Genomic DNA, 19,945 nt, shown 5'->3' with positions numbered 1-19,945 from the left:
GGTTGGGACACTATTTATTTTTCGAGATTTGGAAGATTAGCTAAAAGGCCACTTTGTCAGCAGCCTCGCTTGAGCCAGCGTCCTTTTTGCGTTCTCGTTTAAAATGTAGGCTTTCCGTTAAAGGCATTATGCCAATTGTCGGGCCTTCTGTTTTTGTTGTGATCGTTGAAAATAGTGAACGGTTGCCATCACAATGCCACCAATTAAAATTCCGAGGGCATTAGCTAAAACGTCGTTAATATCACTGCTACGGTTGATCAAAAATTGATGTGACAAGATGTATTGTCCGGTTTCAATGCTACTCCCCACAATCAAGCCGACAAAACCAACTCCGAGGATGGGAAGCTTGGGTAATACGGCTTTCATGAGCAAACCGAGGGGTACGGTTAAAATGACATTCTCTAAAAAGCCTAAATTGAAGAAGGCCAAACGCGTGAGGTTAACGCGTCCAATTCCAGCCGGCATGAGATAGGGAGCCGTGCCATCAATGGAAATGGGGGTGAAAAGAATGGTTGCTAGGCCCGCACAGTAAACGAGAATAAGACTAGCGAACCAGCGGTGTTTGCCACCGAATAGGACAATGGCTAGGGCGCTAAAACCAGCCACTAGCATAATAAATAGTAAAGGTTCCCAACGCATATAACCACCTCCGTGAAAAGTTGAGTCATTAATAATTAAGTAACTGGTTATTAGATTACAACATAAAGCGGGATTGTGGTTGGTTTGAGCAAGAGCTTTAACCTTTCTTGGTCACCTTAGTAAAAGGATAAGAATTAAACCATCTTAAACGGCAGACCAAACAGCGCCGACACGTAAAATTGTGTCGGCGTTGTTTGGGTTGTGATTTAGAAAAATAGGTGTGTCATTTCAGTCATAACGATGAAGTGTTTAGTCTTTGGCAGCCTGTTGGGCAATGTAGCGTTGGTTGCCGCGGCGTAGTTCGATCACGGTCCAAGTTAAGAGGGCGAGAATTGCACCAATCAAAATCCAGGCGATGGTATCGGCGATGCCGAGTTGGCCCTTGCTAGGATTATTGCCAAAGAAGCCTTCTACTTGTGATGGCAGTCCAATCAAGTTTAAACCGGTAAGACCAATCACAGATAACCAACCGAGTCCCTTGATCCAGAGGGTGTTTTTGAAGCGTTTGCCCATTTCAGCGGCACTGTCGGTCATCATCAATAGCGGGAGCATCGAGAATGGCAGCGCAAAGGCTAAGAAGACTTGGGAGTTATTCATCAAATCATTCAAGGCCTCATGTTCCGCAATGGCGGATTTACTGCTCGTTAACATGACGCAGATTAGCACGGGAATCACGGATAAGAGTCGGGTGACTAACCGCCGCAGCCACAGTGGCATACGCATATGAACGAACCCTTCCATAATGACTTGGCCGGTTAACGTTCCAGTAATCGTTGAATTTTGTCCAGAAGCGAGCAGGGCGACTGCGAATAATGCCGACAGCACGCCGGAGCGGGCAACATCAATTAATAAGCCATTGCTCAGTGTTGATGTATTTGAGAGTGCTTGGTATAGTCCGAAGAATGACGGATCTTTGACGGCACCGGTCTTGAAAACCGCCACGCCCATAATGAGCAGGAGGGCGTTAACGAAGAAAGCCGCGGTCAGTTGGATGTTGGAATCTAAGCTAGCGAATTTAACGGTGCGTGCCACGTCATCGGAATCACTATGGTCAATTTTCCGTGTTTGCGAAATCGCAGAGTGTAGATACAAATTGTGTGGCATGACGGTGGCACCGATAATACCTAACGCACCGCTCATTGGGGTCATGCCGGCAACGGTCTTGCTATTTGAAAAGGTTTCGCCAGTTGGCACCAACCCCGCGAAGACTTGTCCCCAGTTCGGATTTGAGAGTGCCACTTGATAAACGAAAACTAGCAAGATGACTAAAATTAAGCAGACGACGATGGCTTCGATTTTACGGAAGCCAATTTTGGTTAACAATAACAGTAATAGCACGTCAAAGACGGTAATGAAGACCGCGATGACTAATGGGATATGAAATAATAAATATAACGCAATTGCGGCGCCGATGACTTCTGCAATATCGGTCGCCATGATGGCAAATTCAGTCAAAATCCATAGCACGATGCCCAGCGATTTGCCGGTGCGTGCACGAATGGCTTGCGCCAAATCCATCTGTGTCACGATGCCAAGTTTGGCCGCCATGTATTGTAATAGCATCGCGATCAAACTTGACATCAAGATGACAGACATTAACAAATATTGAAAATTTTGGCCACCAGTAATTGACGTTGACCAATTCCCGGGATCCATGTAACCCACGGCAACCAAGGCACCCGGCCCTGAATAGGCGAATAAAGTGCGCCAGAAGCCGATATTCTTTGGCACATCAATTTTGCCGTTGATTTCCTCAAGTGACGGCCCATTGGCATATTCAATCAATTTGTGTTGCCGTTTCAATTTTCCCACGATGTCGACCACCTTTCTAGCTCTAAAAACAGCTTCATTGTACGCTGTGATTAGGAGAAATAATATAATTTTTTAGGGATACCTTAAAAACAGATCGTTTTTTGAGGTCAGTTGTGTTCAGGGGGATAACTTACACCATTACGCGCTTTGTTTGAGCATCGTTTGTTAATTTTTTTTATGAACCAATGATAATGAGTGCAAATCTTATCGAATCAGTAAAATAATCAGGATATTTTGTGTAAAATATGATAAAGTCGATGTTGTAAAAGGCAACAGTCAACGTGTTTAACTAATGGGTGCGGGAAAGTCATGTCAAACGATTTGTGAAGAAGTTCTCAAGGCGCTTGCAAGCACCCTGAGAACGGACCTGGGTTCAAGGAACTAAGGGAGTGTGCACCATGACAAATACGACGAGTAAGTTAATTCCAGTCGTGGCAACTGTCGCCGGTCAAAAGACTGGTTTGACAGCATTTGGCGACACGGCTTTTTTGTGTAGGAAACACCAAGTTGTTGCTAAAAGGACGGTACTCACCTTAAACTTGGTAGCCAATCATCGGATTGCGGCGATGGGGCCACCACCAGTTGATCTCAACTGAGTTGACCCACGTATTTGGGTGACCAATATGATGTCATGAGATCAATGAAGCGCTTGGAAGATAGCGATATCAACCAGTTAAGCTAATCAGCCAACTGGGAATCGAACGGGGTGTCTCGATTGACCCAGTTAGTGGTCGATGCAGTTGATGATTGGATAAGGTGGCTGAGGGTTTTGCGTTAGTAATAGCGCAGGTTTGGGGCAAGAGTGGGACAAAAGGCGGGTTGCTACCGAGCATAGCCTAGGAAACCGGATGATTGGGGCTTGCAATCGTTTGGTTCCCTAGACTAAGCGGAGGTCGCAGCCTCTTGTTCCACGTTTCGAGGATAACTATTTGGAGCGACAAAAGAGTCTGGAGGGCTGTCCCAGACTCGGTCATGTTTTGTGAGCAAAACGAGTGGCTAAACCATCATTCGGCTTTAACCGAATCTCAAGTTAGAGGGCTTAATGTGGCAGCATTAAGCGGATGTCATTAGTCAGGTCGTTCAGTGATTGCGGTCAAAAGGTTAGGTCACCAACCAAATGGTCTCGAAAACCGGGGTTAACGAGATCAGCCGAGAGGCACTAGTTACATTAGACGAGCCGACTTGGGGACGGGGAGTCTTGGTCACAACTGGTGATTTTTCGGTTAACCATGGCTGCGGAGAGCGAAAATTGAAAGCGGATTACTTGCTTTTATTTGGCAGTTCAGTTTACTATTAGCATAAATTGAAGAGGAGTGATTCGTGATGAGTGAAGCAACTTTTAACCAAGCCGAATTGGCAAAATTTGATGGTCAGAATGGTCAACCAGCTTATGTCGCTGTTGATGGGGTCGTTTACGATGTGACTGGGGTTGACGCATGGGCTGGCGGTAAGCACCATGGCAATTTAGCTGGCCAAGAATTAACGACAATTATTGACACGCGTTCGCCACACGGACGCAGCGTTTTGAAGAAGTTGCCAGTTGTTGGGAAATACGTGGAATAACCTCACTGTGGGTCTCCCGCCAAAACTAACACAATAATTCACTGATGGATCAGGGCGCAAACAGGTTCTGATCTTTTATTTTGGTCTGAAATGTAAGCGCTCAATAATTTGTCATGCAATTGTTACTTACGACGTGAGGATTTGGCGTGCTATAGTGAACACTCGAAACTAAAACTAGGAGTGTGTTTAGATCATGCCACGTAATTTAAAAGAAGAAGTTGTGTTCACGGCGATTATGGCCGGTCTGATGGTATTTGTCATGACTGCGTACAATGTCGCGATGGCGCAAGGCTTCAGCAATGGCTTAGTCCTTGCAATTTTAAGCGGGTATCCTCTTGGTTTAGTTGTAGCAATCATTTTAGATCTGTTGGTCGTTGGGCCAATTGCAAAAGGATTAGCTTTCAAATATATCATTAATGATTACATGCGGAAAAACATGGTTTTAATTGGGATTACCATCTCAGTTTTAATGGTGCTTGGCATGGTAACTTGCATGTCCCTATTTGGGATTGCGGTGGAAGGTAAGTTGGCCGGGGCACACGTTTTAGCCACCTATGGTCATACTTGGATTTTTAACTTGATTGTTGCGCTACCATTACAGCTCATCATCGTAGGCCCAATCGCTCGCGGGGTGTTAGGTAAGATGCAACAAGCTACTGCTAAACAAGATGAACCTTCAGCAGTTGAAGACAAAGAATAAGATAAACTGGTTAGTCATGACTTGCAATGCTGAAAGTCGGTGCTAGCCAGTTTTTTTATTTGGCTACTCGCAAATTATTTTCACCTTGTGATTGATCGTTTTCATATCGTTAATACCGTCATTGTTGGCTTTAATCGAACCCGAATCCGCTAGAAGAAACGACTAACAAACTCAAAGTGCTCAAACGCGTCACTTATAATTTTGGTTGCTTTGTAAACTTCAGATCCAAATTAGTGGTAATTCCGCTTCAGCAGGCAGAAATTGCTGTGCTATGGTGGGACAGTCGCAGCCATAGTGCGGTCTGCGACTTCGATTCAAAGCCGATAACCCACGTCTTTAAATCGACCTGTAAGATTAGGCGGCCAAGACCCGCCGGCCAATCTTACCGACACAGCACAACGATTTCTGCCTGCTTCCACTAAACCTAACCTAAAAACAGTTAAATTAGCTGGAAGCGGTCATGGCAACTAGTCTTCATGACCTAATCATTGACATGGCGGCAATGATTAGGAATTTTGATCTTTCAACCTTTAGTTCATTTGATAGTTAGTGTACAGAAAGCGCCCAGCCATCGGGCGGCTGGACGCTAATGAGAGTTGATTGCAATTTTACCGAATTACCAGTAGTCGCGGAGAAACCTGGCTTGTTCAAACTCGAAAAGCTAATAACTACGGCGTCTAAAGGTCGTTCAAATCAACAACGGTATAGGAACGGGCGTCATAAAGATTACGACTAGTTGAGTATTCGATATTCTTACCATTCGTCAACCAGACAATTTGTTCAACTTCCAAAATTGGCGTGTTTTCGCCAGCCTGCAAGTATTTCACATCATCGGCATCCGGTAAATTAGCATGAATTTTACGATACGCGCCACCGAATTGGAGCTTTAAGATGCGATGAATATAATCATAAATTGATTTTTCGAGAATTTCAGTCGATAAATCAGGTACGAGTTTAATCGGCATATAGGTGTGTTCTAAAATGAAAGGCTGATCATCCAATAGTCGTAATCGTAAGATATCATAGACTGGTTCATTGGCTTCAATGCCTAGTTTGGCTTGAATAGCCTCAGTCGGAAATTCGATCTTGAACTTAATCACTTTACTGGTGACGTGGTTGGCGCCCTGTTGATTATATAGACCGTCAAAGGCGTTGGCAGGAGCATCTTGTCGACTATTGATTAGTGTGTTACCTAAGACATAAGTTCCTAGTCCCGATTTTTTGTAAATTAAGCCTTCGCGGGCAATCCCGTCGAGGGCTTTTTTGATGGTAATTTTGCTGACACCAAACTCTTCAGCAAATTCACTTTGTTTCGGTAATAACATTTTCGGCGGATAAGCGTGCGTGAAAATGCGTTGCTTAATCGTATCAGCCACTTGTTGATATTTTTTTTTCGTCATAGGCTTCTTCACATTCATTCGTTAAATTCAGTTAGGTCAGCGTTAGGCTAACGGTTGTGCTGTCACTTCTCTAAAAGTATAACATATGCGAAAGTAATCACCAGATTTACACAAAAGATATGTTTTTTAACAAAAAGACTTGTTTTTAAAAATAAAAAGCTTAAACTTACTAATTGAGAAAACGTTTTCTAAAACTTGTTGATGGAGGTCACAATGGCAGCAACACGAAAAATGCCCCAAACATTCTTTTGGGGAAATTCAGTTTCTAGCATGCAAACTGAAGGTGCGTGGAATATTGATGGTAAAGGGCCATCCGTTTATGATGTCCGCCCGGCAACGGCGACCAGTTCGGATTGGCATGACGCAATTGATGAGTATCACCGCTATGACGAGGATTTAGATCTGATGCAGGCCATGCACATGAATATGTATCGCATTCAGGTTTCATGGTCGCGGGTCATTCCGGACGGTGATGGCGCAGTCAATGCGCAAGGGTTAGCATTTTACGATCGACTGGTTGATGCGATGCTCAAACGGGGCATTACACCGATGATTTGTTTGTATCACTTTGATATGCCGTTGGCGCTTGCTCAAAATGAAAACGGCTTCATGTCGCGTCACACCGTTGAGGCATTTGTTCGGTTTGGCAAATTAGTCATTGATCATTTTGCGGATCGGGTGCCTTATTGGATTACGTTTAACGAACATAATTTATATTTTACGGATGAAGTTTTTAATATTTCAGGTTATGAGACCGGCGAAAAGTCGTTGAATGATCTGTACACGATTTTTCATCACACAATGCTGGCGCATGCGCAATTAGACGCTTATGTTCATGCTAATTATGCACAGCTGAAAATTGGTGGCATGGTGGCGGCGACGCCCGTTTATCCGGCGACGTCCAAACCGAATGATGTGTTAGCAGCGCAACAGCTTGATCAATTTTTATATCAAAATTTGAATGAAGCTTTTGTGCAAGGTCATTACGATCATCAAGTCTTAACTTATGTCGCGCAACACGGCATTGACTATGATCACCAAGCTGGCGATGATGAAATTTTGGCCCAGATGCATGCGGATTTCTTAGCATTTAGCTATTATCAAACGCTGACGATCAATGCCGACAAGTTGCCAGCCAACGCCGCCCCGAATGACTATTTAAATTATGGTGGTGAAGCCAACCGCTACTTAGCAACGAGTGAATGGGGTTGGGGCATTGATTCGATTGGTTTTCGGCGGTTGATTACTGATTTATATAATCGGTATCAAGTTCCAGTTTTCCCCATTGAAAATGGGATTGGTTGTCGTGAACAGTGGGATGGTGAGCATCCGATTCAAGATGATTTACGAATTAAGTATCATGCGGATCACATTAAAGCGATGAAGGATGCGATGTTTATTGATGGCGCCAAGGTGTTAGGGTACCTTGGCTGGGGATTGATCGATATTCCAAGTTCGCATGCGGATGTCGAAAAGCGTTATGGGGTGGTTTACGTTAATCGGAGTAATCATGACTTGAAGGATTTGCGACGCGTCCCTAAGCAATCGTTTTACTGGCTTAAGGCCGTTTTAGCTAAAAATGGAGATGAATTGTAATGGAAAATACGAAGCAACATGGTTTTAGCGAGTTCGTTAATAACAAGCTGATGCCACCAATTATGAAGTTCGTGAACACAAAAGCAATTAAAGCCTTACAAGATGGGATGATTTATTCACTGCCATTTATCATTATTGGGTCGGTTTTCTTAATTTTATCAAATATTCCAATTCCAGCAGTCGCGGCTTGGTTAACGGCTACCGGTTGGTCAGCGTTCTTTACGCAAGCCTATACGGCAACTTTCGGAGTCTTATCAATTTGGGCGGTCATTGGGATGGCCTATGTGTATGTTCGCAATGAAGGCTATGAAGCTTTACCAGCCGGATTGACGTCATTAGCAACCTTCTTACTAATTCAAATGATGCAAATTGATAACCCCTTAAAAGGGATTATGAGTTCCGGACTAACGAATAGTGCTGGTAATATTGCGATGACGGGTAAAGCGGTCACTGCTAATATCGACAAATTACCATCAGCGCTACAAGCATTTGTCACGTCACCAGTCACTGGGGTCTTCAACATCACTTGGCTTGGTGGTCAAGGGATGGTTGGCGCCATCATTGTTGGGCTCTTAGTTGGTTGGTCATATTCTGCCATGATTCGTAAAGGCTGGAAGATCACCTTGCCTGAACAAGTGCCAGCCAGTGTGGCTAAGCAATTTACTGCGATGATTCCTGCTGGGATTATTATTACCGTCGCAATGTTTGTCTTCGCAATTTTCAAACACTTTAATACTGATTTATTGCAATATGTTTATAACTTATTGGAATTACCAATGCAAGGCTTATCAGATTCATTAGGTGGCGCAATCGTTATTGGGTTCGCCGTTTCCTTCTTCTGGTTCTTTGGGGTCCATGGTGGCTTAATCGTCGGGACCATTGCCGGGGTCTTCTTAATGCCAAACACGGCGGCCAACGCTGCGTTATACCATGCTGGTAGATTATCGTTAGCAAATGGCGCGCACATTGTAACCAACGAATTTTATAACAACTTTATCAACTTGACTGGTTCTGGGATTACGATTGGCCTGGTGGTGTTTGCTCTCTTTGCGGCAAAATCAGCGCAAGTTAAGACGTTAGGAAAAATTGAATTAGTTCCTGCGATCTTCAATATTAATGAACCATTCTTGTTTGGATTGCCATTAGTTATGAACCCATTGTTGGCCATTCCATTCTTCTTGACACCAGTAGTTATCGCGATTTCAACCTACTTGGTTATTTACTTTGGCATTGTGCCACCGTTAAATGGGGTTGCCGCACCATGGACGACACCCGCGATTATCTCAGGATTCTTAATCGGTGGCTGGAAGATGGCGATTTGGCAAGCTTGCACATTGCTGATTTCAACTGGGATCTATTTCCCATTTGCCAAGAAGTATGATGCTTACTTATTAAAACAAGAAAATGCTAAAGAAGCCGCCGAAGCTGCTGGTGAAACGGCCGACGCGCAATAAACTGAATTGAGAAAGGAATTTTAATCATGGAAACCAAAACAATTATGTTGGCATGTTCTGCCGGAATGTCAACGTCACTATTAGTGTCAAAAATGCAGGCCGCCGCAAAAAAGACGGGGGTCGATTACAAAATCTTTGCTACGGCGGCTTCCGATGTGCCGAACCAACTGACCTCAGCGGCAAAGCCCGATGTCTTGATGCTCGGCCCACAAATTGCCTACATGAAAGCTGATATGCAAAAACAAGCGGATCAGGCGGGCATTCCAATGGCGATTATCAACATGCAAGACTACGGCATGATGAATGGTGCTGGTGTCTTGAGTGCCGCCGAAAAGTTAATGAAATCTAAGTAAGAAGGGAATACGATGGCATTAAAACCAGTAGCAACTTATGATCAAGATGGACATCATTTTGATGTTCAAATTGATGAGGAAAGTAAAGTGCATGTCGCCGTGGATGGTGCTCAGCCATCAAAGGGCTATTATCTGGGAGGCGAAGTGCGCTTTCCCAAGGGCATCACGATTGATGGGCAGTTCAAGATGAGTTTAGCGTTAGCTTGTGACACGGAATTACAAGCGGCCTTGGCTGCCAATTAGGGTTGCTGACCTAATTTGTATGATTATTCGCGAAAGGGCATCCGTTGGGGTGTCCTTTTGGTTATGAGTGAAGGTTTAAAGGTCAAAATCGCTAGTAACTACTGCCATGTCAATGATTAAGGCATGAAGATTAGTTGACATGACCGCTTCCAGTCGCCACTGATAGCATTCGGCCGTGGGACCGGGTCAAGCCTGAGGAACGTCTAACGTCTCGACCCTCGCACAAATCGCAAGTGTCCCGGACAGTCCGCGGTGTAACGTCGGCAAGAAACATGCCGACCCAACACCACCCTCACGACCGATACTATCAGCGGTGACTTCCAGCTAATTTAATTATTTTAGGCTAGTTTTAGCGGAAGCAGGCAGAATTGTTGTGCTGTGTCGGTAAGATTGGTCAGTGGGTTTTGACCGCCTAATCTTACAGGGCGATCCAAAGACGTGGATTATCGGCTTTAAATCGAAGTCGCAGACCGTACTATGGCTGCGGCTATCCCATATAACACAGCGATTTTGCATGTCGGAGCAGGATCACCACTAATTTGGCAGTGCCTGTTGTCTATATGACAATATTTACGAGTCCTTTTGTTCTTTCAACCTTCAGTGAAAGCGTCAAAAGTACGATAGCTATCACAACTTGAGAAAGTTTGAGCGATTTTTTATTTGGCTACTCGCAAATTATTTTCACCTTGGAAACTGACTGAAACTAATCACAGTCGCGTGATGAATTTGGTTAGGTAATTTCTTTTAGGTTGAAAGGGGTAAATTACGTCTGAATTAATGATACAATTTCAATTAAGAAAGCGGTGTCAGTGAGTGGTACTGCTTAAAGAGAACAGCATGGAGGAATGAGCAATGCAACCTTTAGGATTAGTGGATATTGGTGGGACAACGATTAAGTTTGCGATTTGGGACGGCCAAAATTTGCAAGCACATCACGCAGTTGCCACACCGAAAACGTTGGCGGAATTTTTTGACTTGTTAACAACAGAAGTTGAAACGATGAAGACGAAAGCACCCATTGTCGGCGTCGGCATCAGTTCACCGGGGGCGGTCGATAAGCGGACCGGGATTGTTGGTGGCGCGAGTGCCGTGCCATACATTCATCATTTTGAAATTCAACAGGCGTTAGCGGAAAAGTTTGGGCTACCAGTCAGCATGGAAAATGATGCAAATTGTGCCGCATTAGCGGAATTAGACAGTGGGGCGGGGATTGGCACGGATAGTTTGGCCTTTCTCGTCGTCGGGACTGGTGTTGGTGGCGCGTTGATCGTTAATCATCGCATCTGGCATGGCGCCCACTTATTTGGTGGTGAGTTCGGCTACATCATGGCAACAGCTACTAACACCGTGAGTGAGTTAGGAACTGTGCCGAATGCCTTGCGTCGTTATCAGGCAGCTAATCCAGAGGCGGCACCAATCGACGGTAAACGGTTATTCGAATTGGCGGCAGCTGGTGAAGTTACCGCAGCTCGAGAGGTGCAGACAATTTATCGGACCTTAGCGACCGCGATTTATAATATTCAATACAGTTTTGATCCTGAAAAGATCGTCATTGGTGGTGGGGTTTCTAATAATCCGGCGCTCATTCCAGGAATCGAGGCAGAAATTGACAAGATTCGGCAACAAGTCAAGATTGCGTCAATCAAGCCGGTAATTGTCTCTTGTGTTTATACGGATGAAGCTAATTTACGTGGCGCAGCAGTTGATTTTTCGCAAACTTATCCTGAGCTAGTTTAGGTCAGTTCAACCAAATGGAGGGTGCTATGACAACTTTTTCCAAAGATTTTATCTGGGGAGCCGCGACATCCGGTCCTCAAACAGAAGGTAATTTCCATAAGCAACATCAAAATGTGTTCGATTATTGGTTTGAAACCGAACCGACTGCATTTGACAATGGCGTGGGTCCAGATACCGCTTCGGATTTTTATCATGATTATGACGCCGATTTGGCGCTGATGTCGCAAGCTGGGATCAAAGCCTTGCGGACCTCGATTCAATGGACACGCCTGATCGATGACTTTGAGACGGCGAGTTTGAATGCGGATGGCGTGGCTTATTATAATCATGTGATTGATGCGATGCTCGCACACCATATAACGCCGTATATCAACTTGCATCACTTTGATTTGCCAGTTGAGCTGTATGATCGTTACGGCGGTTGGACCTCGAAGCACGTGGTTGACCTCTTTGTAAAATTTGCGGGCCAATGTTTCAAGTTGTTCGGCGATCGCGTTGATAATTGGTTCACCTTTAATGAACCTAAAGTTGTCGTTGACGGCCAATATTTGTATGGCTGGCATTATCCACAGATTGTGGATGGTCCCAAGGCAGTACAAGTCGCCTACAATATGAATCTGGCATCAGCGAAAGTGATTGCCAAGTTTAGAGACGTTTGTCCACAACCAGAAAAAAAGATTGGGATTATTTTAAATCTTACCCCAGCCTATCCAGCGACCGATGATCCTGCCGATGTGGCGGCTGCGGATTTTGCCGAGGCCTGGTCGAATGAAATGTATTTACAGCCAGCCGTTCTGGGGCATTTTCCAGCAAAACTGGTGGCAAGGTTAACGGCAGATGGCGTGTTATGGGATGCGACCTCAGAAGAGCTTGCATTGATTGCTGAAAATACCGTTGATTATCTCGGCGTGAACTATTATCAGCCATTGCGCGTGCAACGACCGGATATTTCGCCAAAAAGCTTGCAGCCGTGGATGCCGGATATTTATTTCAAGGAATATCAGATGCCTGGTCGGATTATGAATGTCGATCGTGGTTGGGAAATTTACCCTGAAGCAATGACCGATATTGCCAATAACATGCGTGAAAACTATGGCAACATTCCGTGGTTTATTTCCGAGAACGGGATGGGCGTAGCCGGTGAAGAACGTTTCATGGATGCAGATGGGATCGTGCAAGATGACTACCGGATTGATTTCATGAAGGCTCACTTGCAAGCGTTGAAGCAAGGAATTGACGCTGGTTCGAACTGTATCGGGTATTTTGTCTGGACGGCGATTGACTGCTGGTCCTGGAATCATGCTTACCACAATCGGTATGGGTTGATTCGTGATGATATTCATACGCAGGAGAAGACACTGAAGAAGTCGGCGGCGTGGTTTAAACAGTTGAGTGAAAGTAGTTTGTTTGAAGATTAGTTAGTTGGTGTCAGTCGCTGTTGCGGCTGGCACTTTTTTGGCGTTTTAGTCAAAACCTTAACAGTTGACAGCCCCGCACACACATGTTAGTTTGAAGTTATTAAATCTTAGAGGAGTCGCCTATGTCGGCCGTTCAATAATCATCATATTTTAGACCTAAAAATAACTGGAATCATTCAGTTTTATTTAGTGTACTCAAATGCTGGTTGAACGCACGACTAGGGCAATCGTCCCAGTTTGTTTCGCGTGCAGCCGTGGTGCTGGACGCTTTTTTGTTCACCAGCTGACGGATCGACTCACGAAGGGATTTAATTAAATTGACAATTAATTTAGCAGATTACGGGTTAACGCCCAATTTTAAACAAGCAGCAAGCACTTTTAACAATCAACAACTTGCGCGAATCACTGCGCAACATCGCAACTTATATCAAATTATGACAACTAACGGCGAACAAGCGGCAACGTTGTCCGGTAAATTCATGTATGAAAATATTGAGTCAACGCGTTTCCCAGCGGTTGGTGACTGGGTCATGGTGACGATGACGACTGATAATGCGGTGATTAACCAAGTTTTACCACGGCAGAGTGTTTTAGCCCGTGAAACAGTCGGTAATCGTAGTGATGGCCAGCTGATTGCTGCCAACATTGATACCATTTTCATTTGTATGTCACTGAACGCTGACTTCAATGTGCGGCGTATTGAGCGCTATTTGACCATGGCTTGGGATAGCAACGCCATGCCAGTGATTGTGTTAACCAAGGCTGATTTATGTGAAGACTTGCCGGCCAAACTTGCGGCATTGGCAACTGTTAGTTTAGGCGTCACTATCATCACCTGCTCGGCTAAAACCGGTGCTGGGTATGATGACGTGGCGCAATACGTGACAACCGGCAAGACTGTGGCCTTTGTTGGCTCATCGGGTGTTGGTAAATCAACTTTGATCAATCGGCTGATGGGGAGCGACGTCCTCGCGACGAAAACAATTCGCGCAGACGATGATAAAGGTCGCCACGCCACCACCTCACGACAATTATTATTGTTACCACAAGGTGGGCTAGTCATTGATACACCGGGCATGCGGGAACTACAACTCTATACCGGTGATGTCGACCGCACCTTTGCAGATATTGCCGAATTAGCGACGCAATGCAAGTTTAGCAATTGCACACACCAGGGCGAACCCGGTTGTGCAGTTCAGGCGGCGTTGCAATCTGGAAAATTGGCTGCCGACCGCTTGGAGAGTTATCGCAAGCTTCAGCGGGAATTGGCTTATGATGGGTTAAACGCCCGTGAGCGGGAGCACGAAAAAATTAATCGGATGTTTGGCAGTAAAAATAGCATGAAGCAAGTGGTCCGTCAGGCGAAAGCTAAGAATCGACGGCGTTAAAAAAATATTGCAAACAAGCCCCACGGAAGCGTAACTTTCCGTGGGGCTTGTTTTAGTATGGTCGAGAATTATAGGGATTCGATTGGCAAATGCATGCCTTTCCAACCTTCGAGGGCACAAGATAATTCATAAGCTTTAAAACCGGCGCCTAATAAGGCTAACAGAGCGACTTTACCGAGGGTAGTTCCGGCAGTCCAATCGTAGACGACATAAGTTTTAGTTGCATCGAGTTCACCTAAACGTTGGGGTAAGTCTTTGGCTGGCATGGCGATGGCACCTTTAATTTGATCCTTTTTAATTGCCGCCGGGGCGTTGCGGACGTCCAAGATGACATAGTCAGAATCTGGTTGTTGTTGTCCAGCCAAGACAGTGTTGTGATCAATATAAAAGCTTAGATAAGTTTTTAAAAAGTCGATTTTAGTATTTTCCATGATTAGTTGCTCTTTTCTGAGTTAAGTTTTTTAGTACCAATATTGATTTTGTGCAATAAGTTAGAAAGAGTCACGATTTCAGTTGCGGATAGCGGCGCCATAATCGTTTTAACCGCCGAAAAGTTATGCGGTAAGAAAGCGGTCAGGACTTGTTCCCCAGCGGGGGCTAACTGGATCAGCACGGAGCGTTTGTCTTGAACGGAATTGGTTTTAATTACCCAGTCATTAGCCGTCAGGCGCTTCAAAATTTTGCTGACAGTCGCACGCGTGGCACCAAGTTTATCCGCAATGACTGCCGGCGTTAGGCTGTGATCATCAGCACGCAGCAGGAACATCAAAATAATAAAACGCGTTTCGGTAAGCCCGTATTCAGCCAAGGTTGCATCGTAAGCTTTTTGCATCTCTCGATAGGTCCATTGGAGATCTAAAAATAATTTAACGGCATCCAGATCAACATCTGCATACTCGCTGATGGTCTGATTGAGTCGACCGTCATTGGGACGATCGTTAAACTTAAATTCAACCATGGCGTCAATCCTTTCTAAAAATGATTAGCTAGCTAACTACTTTTAAAACAATAGCGCGTTTCGTGATAAAAATCAACTAAAGCTGCTTAATTAGTGAGAATTAGGATGAATGCTTATTTTGTTGCCTAATGAAATACAGTTGAAACTTGAATTATGGTCAATATTAGTAATTGATCATAATCAAGTTATTTGCGGTCAAGTAGTCTAATTAGTAAAAGGCTTGAATTATTGAAACAGCAACGTTTTTAGCCCCTTTCAAATTTATTATTTAATACAAATAAATTCATTAATGAGTGTTGATTATTAACATCAAAAGCGTGAAAATAGAAGTGAATTAAAGCAATTTTAAGAAATAACTAAATTTTTAGGGGGATATTATGGAAAGTAAACAAACGAATTTTAAGATGTACAAGATTGGCCGTCGCTGGGCCTTTGCTTGTGCCGTATTGTTAACTTTGGGGAGTTCCGCAGTTGTCGCTCGGGCGGATGACGCTGCCCCCGCACCGGCTACGGGAACTAGTGCCAGTGAGCAGACGGCCACCGGTGATGATTTAACTAGTCAGACACCGGTTTTGCCTGCTGGATCACAAGCGAAGTCGTCAACTCAAGGAACACAAGCACAGACGGGGGACACTCAAGGCTCAGGGGAGAACGTCAAGGCGCCGACTACCACGCCAGCGCCAACTAGTGATCAGAATAACGGGTCGGGGACTACTGAACAGCCTAATAATCAACCAGCTAGCGGTGAAGCACAATTGACCGCTGACTCGGCAGCTAAAGCTGATACGCCTGCCAATGATAAGACAACGCCACAACCTGCAGCCACGACTAATGAATCGACCGATGCCGGTGCTGCTAGTCAAAAAGTTGTGCCCGAAGCGCTATCATTAGATTCAGCCAATACTGCGGTGACGGCCACGGCCAATGAAGCGGTTAAAGATGGTGGTTACGTTGAAGATGATTACCCTGACTTACATAATTTGCTCGGCATTTCATCCCAATTCCATATTTTTGCACGTGAAGCCGATCTTGGCACGCATACGAATGGGAACGTCGCTGTGGGTAACCTAATTGGTAACGTTAACTTTGGGACCAATATTATTGAAGAATTGTTAGATAAAGATATTTCGTATATTCAAAATGTGACCAATATCGCTAGCAGTTCATTTGTTTCGGCCGGTGATACGCGGATTAACAAAGTAATTTTTGGTGAGAACGTTGAAATTGATGTTAGCAATCCTAATCGGCCTAAAGTTAATGGTATCGATATTGACCATTTATTAGCAGAGGAAGTTTATCAAGATAAGAATGGTAATGTCTACATTGACTTTGATAAAGAATTTGCCAAGCTAGAACAACTCAGTGCTAGTTTAAGTGAGCAAAAACCAGTTGCGAGCTATACGGCTAGTGATTTTCCAGATATGAACAATCGGGTCATTGATGTTAGCGACATGCAGCCGGACGAAAATGGCCGAATTGTGATTAACTTGTCTGCCGATGTTTTGGCCGGCAATACGCCATTGACGATTAAAGGATTGTCATCAGATAAAGATGGGAATACGATTATCATCAATGTTGATACTGAAGGCGCAACCGATTACGATGTTAATTCAGCGATTAAGATTATTTATGATGATGGTTCTGAACGGAATAGTCATGAAACTGAATACTTCGGTGATAATCATCTGCTCTGGAATTTCTATGATTCGACTGCAGCTGACAAATTAGTCACTGGTAATGTTGACTTTAATGCCGTTTTCCAAGGCAGTGTCCTAGCACCCGCAGCTGAAGTCACCGCTAACCACAATTTAGATGGCAATATTATTGCTGATAAGGTGAACGTTAAAGGTGAAACCCATCGTTGGGATTTACAAGATAACGTTGATAATGAAAAAGATCCCGAAACGCCTGAACCAGATGAGGAAGATTTGGATAAGCCGGTGGCACCAATCATTGATGTCGAATTACCAGCTGTCGAAACGCCCGGAAAACCTGGTATTGACGCTGAATTGCCGTCAATTGACGAGGAAGACGACGAGGATGGCGTTGAAGAACCTAATGTTGGCGAACCCGATGTTGATGAAACTAGTGAGGAAGAACTAGAAGCTGACTTCGAGGAAACCTTGGATGAACCAGCGAGTGAACAAATTGAGGACGATCAAACCTTGTTGGCTGAGATTGATCGTGCAATCGAAAAAGCACAAGCTGAAGGCAATACAGCCTTAGTTAAGCAATTAGAAGCATTGAAAGCACGCGTTGAGGCCGCCTTAAAAGTAGCTGAAGGTCAAAGCTTGCCACAAACGGGTGAGCAATCCCAGTCAGTTGCTAGTCTACTAGGCTTGGTCTTGGCCGGTAACTTAGCACTCTTCGGCTTGGGGAGTCGTCGACGGAAACACCAAAATTAAATTAAACCGTAAAAAGCGATTGGTCTTAATCATTGACCAATCGCTTTTTTAGCCCCCATGTAAAGTGACTCCTTGACCCCCATGATACTTAAACGAGACTCGTTCTTAATAGATAGTCGTTACAATGTACCACCTTTACGATTATTAGTATAGTGACGATTAGAACGATCGGCAAGTATTATTAGGCTGATTTTTTGATTTATCTGATGAAAAGCGAAATAAGTTCGATCGTCAAACTTATTAAATCAGTTTAGCGTGAGCCGGTTAAGTAAAGTATCCGAATAATCTAAACCAATCGTCGGTTTATTTGATTGAAAATACTGGCAAAAAGTGAGAGCAGTGCTGGGTTTTTTTATTAGCTAAATTATCAAAAATCCCTAAATAAGACCGATTTTATGCCAGCGATATTGCTGGGCATCATAAAAAGATTGATGGAAACGAGCAAATACTAAGTAAAATTTACTAACGGAATTTGGGACAGTTAGCCGGAAAAATCGGCGATGTGCTGAGAATGTGAATTGTGGTTAAAAAAGTCAGGTGTTAAACCTAAGGTGCAATTTCAAATTGCAGGATTAAGAAAGGGGCACCTTGCATATGCGATTGAAACAGCTTCAAAAATCTCAGAACAGTCACAGTCATTATAAACTGTATAAAAGTGGTAAGAGATGGCTTGTATCACTAGTATTAGCTTTCGGTGGTCTTTTAATTGGCAGTCAATCCTTGGCAAATCCGGCTAATGCGGCGAGCGCTGCCGGGACAACTGATCCTTTGGTGGCACCTGTCAGCACGTCGTCGGCACATGCTGATTCAGTAATTCTTGGCACGGCGACGACTAGTGCAGCACCAGCAGCAACCGTTACAAGTGATGCTGGAACCGTGATTTCGGCAGTGACGACTTCTGCGCCAGCCAGCACAGCGACTGGGTCAAGTACGCCTGCAACTGGCTTAACAGCACCTGCATCTACAGCGACAAGTGTCGCGGCAATCACATCAACGGCACCAAAGTCAACGACAACTAGTGCTATTGCATCAACGACACCAACTTCAACGACAACTAGTGTAGCAAAAAGTACTGCAGCCTCAACGGCAACCAGTGCTGCGACATCATTAGCTTCGGCTGCATCGACCGCGCCAGCTTCAACTGCACCGACGTCAACAGCAAGCTCAACGGCAACTAGTGCCGCAAAAAATACTGCAACCTTGAGTGCAACAAGTGCTACGACGTCATCATCATCGGCTGCATCGACCGCACCAGCTTCAACTGCACCGACGTCAACAGCAAGCTCAACGGTAACTAGTGCCGCAAAAAGTACTGCAACCTCAAGCGCAACCAGTGCTGCGACATCGTCGGCTTCGGCCGCCTCAACCGCGTCAACCAGTATGGTGACGAGTGCTACAGCATCGACTGCGCCAGTCTCAACGGCAACTAGTGCCGCAAAAACGGGAACTTCTGCGGCAACAAGTGTTGCGACATCATCGGCTTCGACCGCCTCAACCGCGCCAACCAGCACGGCGACAAGCGTCACAGCTTCGACTGCCTCAACCGCGCCAACATCGACGGCAACTAGTGCGCCAAAAAGTACAGCAACGTCAGCGGTAACAAGCACTGCAGCTTCAGCCGCCTCAACCGCACCAACGTCTACAGCAACGAGTACAACTGCAGCGACCTCAACCGTAGCAAAAAGTACTGCAACTTCTACGGCAACAAGTGCTGCGACATCATCTGCCTCAACCGCGCCAACCAGCACAGTGACGAGCGCCACAGCATCGACTGCGCCAGTCTCAACGGCAACTTCTGCGACAACAAGTACCGTGACATCATCGGCTGCATCGTCATCGTCAACTAGTGTCGCAAAAAGTACTGCAACTTCAGCCGCAACAAGCACGGCGACATCGGCAGCTTCGACTGCTGCCTCAACGGCAACTAGTGCAGCCAAAAGCACGGCAACCAGTGCTGCGACATCATCGGCTTCAGCCGCGCCAACAAGCACTGCAACGAGCACTACAGCTTCGACGGCCCCAACATCAACGGCAACTAGTGCGGCAACGAGCACAGTAACCTCAGCATCAACGAGTGCTGCGACCTCATCTGCGTCAACCGCAACTTCAACGGCTGGCAGTGCGGCGACTAACCCAGTAACGGTGCATCGAGTTGTGATTAAAATTGTAAAATTCGTTCGACGCGTGTTGTCATTCTTCCAGCAGATTATCAATTGGTTCTTCCGACCAATTGTACAGTTCTTTACACCAAAACAGGCGACACATCACGTGATTGCTAA

At 45.0% G+C, this 19,945-nt stretch carries 17 protein-coding genes and 1 pseudogene; 12 read left to right on the top strand and 6 right to left on the bottom strand.

Annotation, left to right across the window (positions count from 1 at the left end):
- Window positions 1-126 precede the first annotated feature (126 nt).
- Together FFM74_RS04190 and FFM74_RS04185 are read right to left on the bottom strand one after the other, a co-directional pair.
- Complete coding sequence (locus FFM74_RS04190) at window positions 127-639, bottom strand: VanZ family protein (RefSeq protein WP_137625377.1); 513 nt, start codon at window positions 637-639, stop codon at window positions 127-129.
- A gap of 249 nt (window positions 640-888) precedes the next feature.
- Entirely contained in the window at window positions 889-2,442 is a 1,554-nt protein-coding gene (locus FFM74_RS04185; RefSeq protein ID WP_171000652.1) for an Nramp family divalent metal transporter, read from the bottom strand.
- A 407-nt stretch (window positions 2,443-2,849) separates the two neighbouring features.
- Between FFM74_RS04185 and FFM74_RS04180 the strand changes: the two genes are divergently transcribed.
- The 3 genes from FFM74_RS04180 (at window position 2,850) to FFM74_RS04170 (ending at window position 4,714) form a co-directional block, all read left to right on the top strand.
- Complete coding sequence (locus FFM74_RS04180) at window positions 2,850-3,047, top strand: hypothetical protein (protein WP_137625375.1); 198 nt, start codon at window positions 2,850-2,852, stop codon at window positions 3,045-3,047.
- Between the two features lie 727 nt (window positions 3,048-3,774).
- Complete coding sequence (locus tag FFM74_RS04175) at window positions 3,775-4,014, top strand: cytochrome b5 domain-containing protein (RefSeq protein WP_137625374.1); 240 nt, start codon at window positions 3,775-3,777, stop codon at window positions 4,012-4,014.
- 193 nt (window positions 4,015-4,207) lie between these two features.
- Window positions 4,208-4,714 carry a DUF2798 domain-containing protein gene (locus FFM74_RS04170; RefSeq protein WP_137625373.1) on the top strand — a complete coding sequence of 169 codons (507 nt, stop codon included), beginning with the start codon at window positions 4,208-4,210 and terminating at the stop codon, window positions 4,712-4,714.
- Window positions 4,715-5,391: 677 nt separating this feature from the next.
- Here the strand turns inward: FFM74_RS04170 and FFM74_RS04165 are convergent.
- On the bottom strand, window positions 5,392-6,114 hold the full coding sequence (locus FFM74_RS04165) for a GntR family transcriptional regulator (protein WP_137625372.1): 723 nt from the start codon (window positions 6,112-6,114) through the stop codon (window positions 5,392-5,394).
- Between the two features lie 213 nt (window positions 6,115-6,327).
- Between FFM74_RS04165 and FFM74_RS04160 the strand changes: the two genes are divergently transcribed.
- The 7 genes from FFM74_RS04160 (at window position 6,328) to rsgA (ending at window position 14,303) form a co-directional block, all read left to right on the top strand.
- On the top strand, window positions 6,328-7,710 hold the full coding sequence (locus tag FFM74_RS04160; protein WP_137625371.1) for a glycoside hydrolase family 1 protein: 1,383 nt from the start codon (window positions 6,328-6,330) through the stop codon (window positions 7,708-7,710).
- Window positions 7,710-9,164 carry a PTS sugar transporter subunit IIC gene (locus FFM74_RS04155; protein WP_137625370.1) on the top strand — a complete coding sequence of 485 codons (1,455 nt, stop codon included), beginning with the start codon at window positions 7,710-7,712 and terminating at the stop codon, window positions 9,162-9,164. Before FFM74_RS04160 ends, FFM74_RS04155 begins: the two co-directional genes overlap by 1 nt.
- A 26-nt stretch (window positions 9,165-9,190) precedes the next feature.
- On the top strand, window positions 9,191-9,517 hold the full coding sequence (locus FFM74_RS04150; RefSeq protein WP_137625369.1) for a PTS sugar transporter subunit IIB: 327 nt from the start codon (window positions 9,191-9,193) through the stop codon (window positions 9,515-9,517).
- Window positions 9,518-9,529: 12 nt separating this feature from the next.
- Complete coding sequence (locus FFM74_RS04145) at window positions 9,530-9,760, top strand: hypothetical protein (protein WP_137625368.1); 231 nt, start codon at window positions 9,530-9,532, stop codon at window positions 9,758-9,760.
- Window positions 9,761-10,612: 852 nt separating this feature from the next.
- The gene (locus tag FFM74_RS04140) at window positions 10,613-11,497 is read left to right on the top strand and encodes an ROK family protein (protein WP_137625367.1); all 885 of its coding nucleotides are present in this window, start codon (window positions 10,613-10,615) and stop codon (window positions 11,495-11,497) included.
- 26 nt (window positions 11,498-11,523) lie between these two features.
- Window positions 11,524-12,915 carry a glycoside hydrolase family 1 protein gene (locus FFM74_RS04135; protein WP_137625366.1) on the top strand — a complete coding sequence of 464 codons (1,392 nt, stop codon included), beginning with the start codon at window positions 11,524-11,526 and terminating at the stop codon, window positions 12,913-12,915.
- Between the two features lie 317 nt (window positions 12,916-13,232).
- Window positions 13,233-14,303 (top strand): ribosome small subunit-dependent GTPase A, encoded by a 1,071-nt coding sequence (gene rsgA / locus FFM74_RS04130; RefSeq protein ID WP_137625365.1) that lies wholly within the window; start codon window positions 13,233-13,235, stop codon window positions 14,301-14,303.
- A 68-nt stretch (window positions 14,304-14,371) separates the two neighbouring features.
- Here rsgA and FFM74_RS04125 read toward each other — a convergent pair whose 3' ends face one another.
- Both FFM74_RS04125 and FFM74_RS04120 read right to left on the bottom strand, forming a co-directional pair.
- Window positions 14,372-14,734: a rhodanese-like domain-containing protein gene (locus FFM74_RS04125; protein WP_137625364.1), complete on the bottom strand. Its 363-nt coding sequence runs from the start codon at window positions 14,732-14,734 to the stop codon at window positions 14,372-14,374.
- Between the two features lie 2 nt (window positions 14,735-14,736).
- Window positions 14,737-15,261 carry a MarR family winged helix-turn-helix transcriptional regulator gene (locus tag FFM74_RS04120; RefSeq protein WP_137625363.1) on the bottom strand — a complete coding sequence of 175 codons (525 nt, stop codon included), beginning with the start codon at window positions 15,259-15,261 and terminating at the stop codon, window positions 14,737-14,739.
- Window positions 15,262-15,638: 377 nt separating this feature from the next.
- On the opposite strand from FFM74_RS04120, the gene FFM74_RS04115 reads away from it, so the two are divergent.
- Together FFM74_RS04115 and FFM74_RS13870 are read left to right on the top strand one after the other, a co-directional pair.
- Window positions 15,639-17,666, top strand: a complete 2,028-nt coding sequence (locus FFM74_RS04115; protein ID WP_137625362.1) for a collagen-binding domain-containing protein — start codon at window positions 15,639-15,641, stop codon at window positions 17,664-17,666.
- Window positions 17,667-18,260: 594 nt separating this feature from the next.
- Window positions 18,261-18,359 (top strand): annotated as a pseudogene (locus tag FFM74_RS13870) (KxYKxGKxW signal peptide domain-containing protein); the annotation flags it as partial.
- 20 nt (window positions 18,360-18,379) lie between these two features.
- On the opposite strand, the gene FFM74_RS13735 reads toward FFM74_RS13870, so the two are convergent.
- Window positions 18,380-19,879 carry a hypothetical protein gene (locus FFM74_RS13735; RefSeq protein WP_223877158.1) on the bottom strand — a complete coding sequence of 500 codons (1,500 nt, stop codon included), beginning with the start codon at window positions 19,877-19,879 and terminating at the stop codon, window positions 18,380-18,382.
- Window positions 19,880-19,945 lie beyond the last annotated feature (66 nt).

The organism is Lactiplantibacillus pingfangensis (genome assembly GCF_005404945.1).
Lineage (GTDB): Bacteria > Bacillota > Bacilli > Lactobacillales > Lactobacillaceae > Lactiplantibacillus > Lactiplantibacillus pingfangensis.
The sequence above is the reverse complement of the archived record's forward strand: the minus strand, read 5'-3'. Positions and strand labels throughout refer to the sequence as shown.

Excerpts from the sequence above, each read along its gene's own strand:
- FFM74_RS04190 (WP_137625377.1), bottom strand. The coding sequence starts at position 639 with ATGCGTTGGGAACCTTTACTATTTATTATGCTAGTGGCTGGTTTTAGC.
- FFM74_RS04180 (WP_137625375.1), top strand. The coding sequence starts at position 2,850 with ATGACAAATACGACGAGTAAGTTAATTCCAGTCGTGGCAACTGTCGCC.
- FFM74_RS04175 (WP_137625374.1), top strand. The coding sequence starts at position 3,775 with ATGAGTGAAGCAACTTTTAACCAAGCCGAATTGGCAAAATTTGATGGT.
- FFM74_RS04170 (WP_137625373.1), top strand. The coding sequence starts at position 4,208 with ATGCCACGTAATTTAAAAGAAGAAGTTGTGTTCACGGCGATTATGGCC.
- FFM74_RS04165 (WP_137625372.1), bottom strand. The coding sequence starts at position 6,114 with ATGACGAAAAAAAAATATCAACAAGTGGCTGATACGATTAAGCAACGC.
- FFM74_RS04160 (WP_137625371.1), top strand. The coding sequence starts at position 6,328 with ATGGCAGCAACACGAAAAATGCCCCAAACATTCTTTTGGGGAAATTCA.
- FFM74_RS04155 (WP_137625370.1), top strand. The coding sequence starts at position 7,710 with ATGGAAAATACGAAGCAACATGGTTTTAGCGAGTTCGTTAATAACAAG.
- FFM74_RS04150 (WP_137625369.1), top strand. The coding sequence starts at position 9,191 with ATGGAAACCAAAACAATTATGTTGGCATGTTCTGCCGGAATGTCAACG.
- FFM74_RS04145 (WP_137625368.1), top strand. The coding sequence starts at position 9,530 with ATGGCATTAAAACCAGTAGCAACTTATGATCAAGATGGACATCATTTT.
- FFM74_RS04140 (WP_137625367.1), top strand. The coding sequence starts at position 10,613 with ATGCAACCTTTAGGATTAGTGGATATTGGTGGGACAACGATTAAGTTT.
- FFM74_RS04135 (WP_137625366.1), top strand. The coding sequence starts at position 11,524 with ATGACAACTTTTTCCAAAGATTTTATCTGGGGAGCCGCGACATCCGGT.
- FFM74_RS04125 (WP_137625364.1), bottom strand. The coding sequence starts at position 14,734 with ATGGAAAATACTAAAATCGACTTTTTAAAAACTTATCTAAGCTTTTAT.
- FFM74_RS04120 (WP_137625363.1), bottom strand. The coding sequence starts at position 15,261 with ATGGTTGAATTTAAGTTTAACGATCGTCCCAATGACGGTCGACTCAAT.
- FFM74_RS04115 (WP_137625362.1), top strand. The coding sequence starts at position 15,639 with ATGGAAAGTAAACAAACGAATTTTAAGATGTACAAGATTGGCCGTCGC.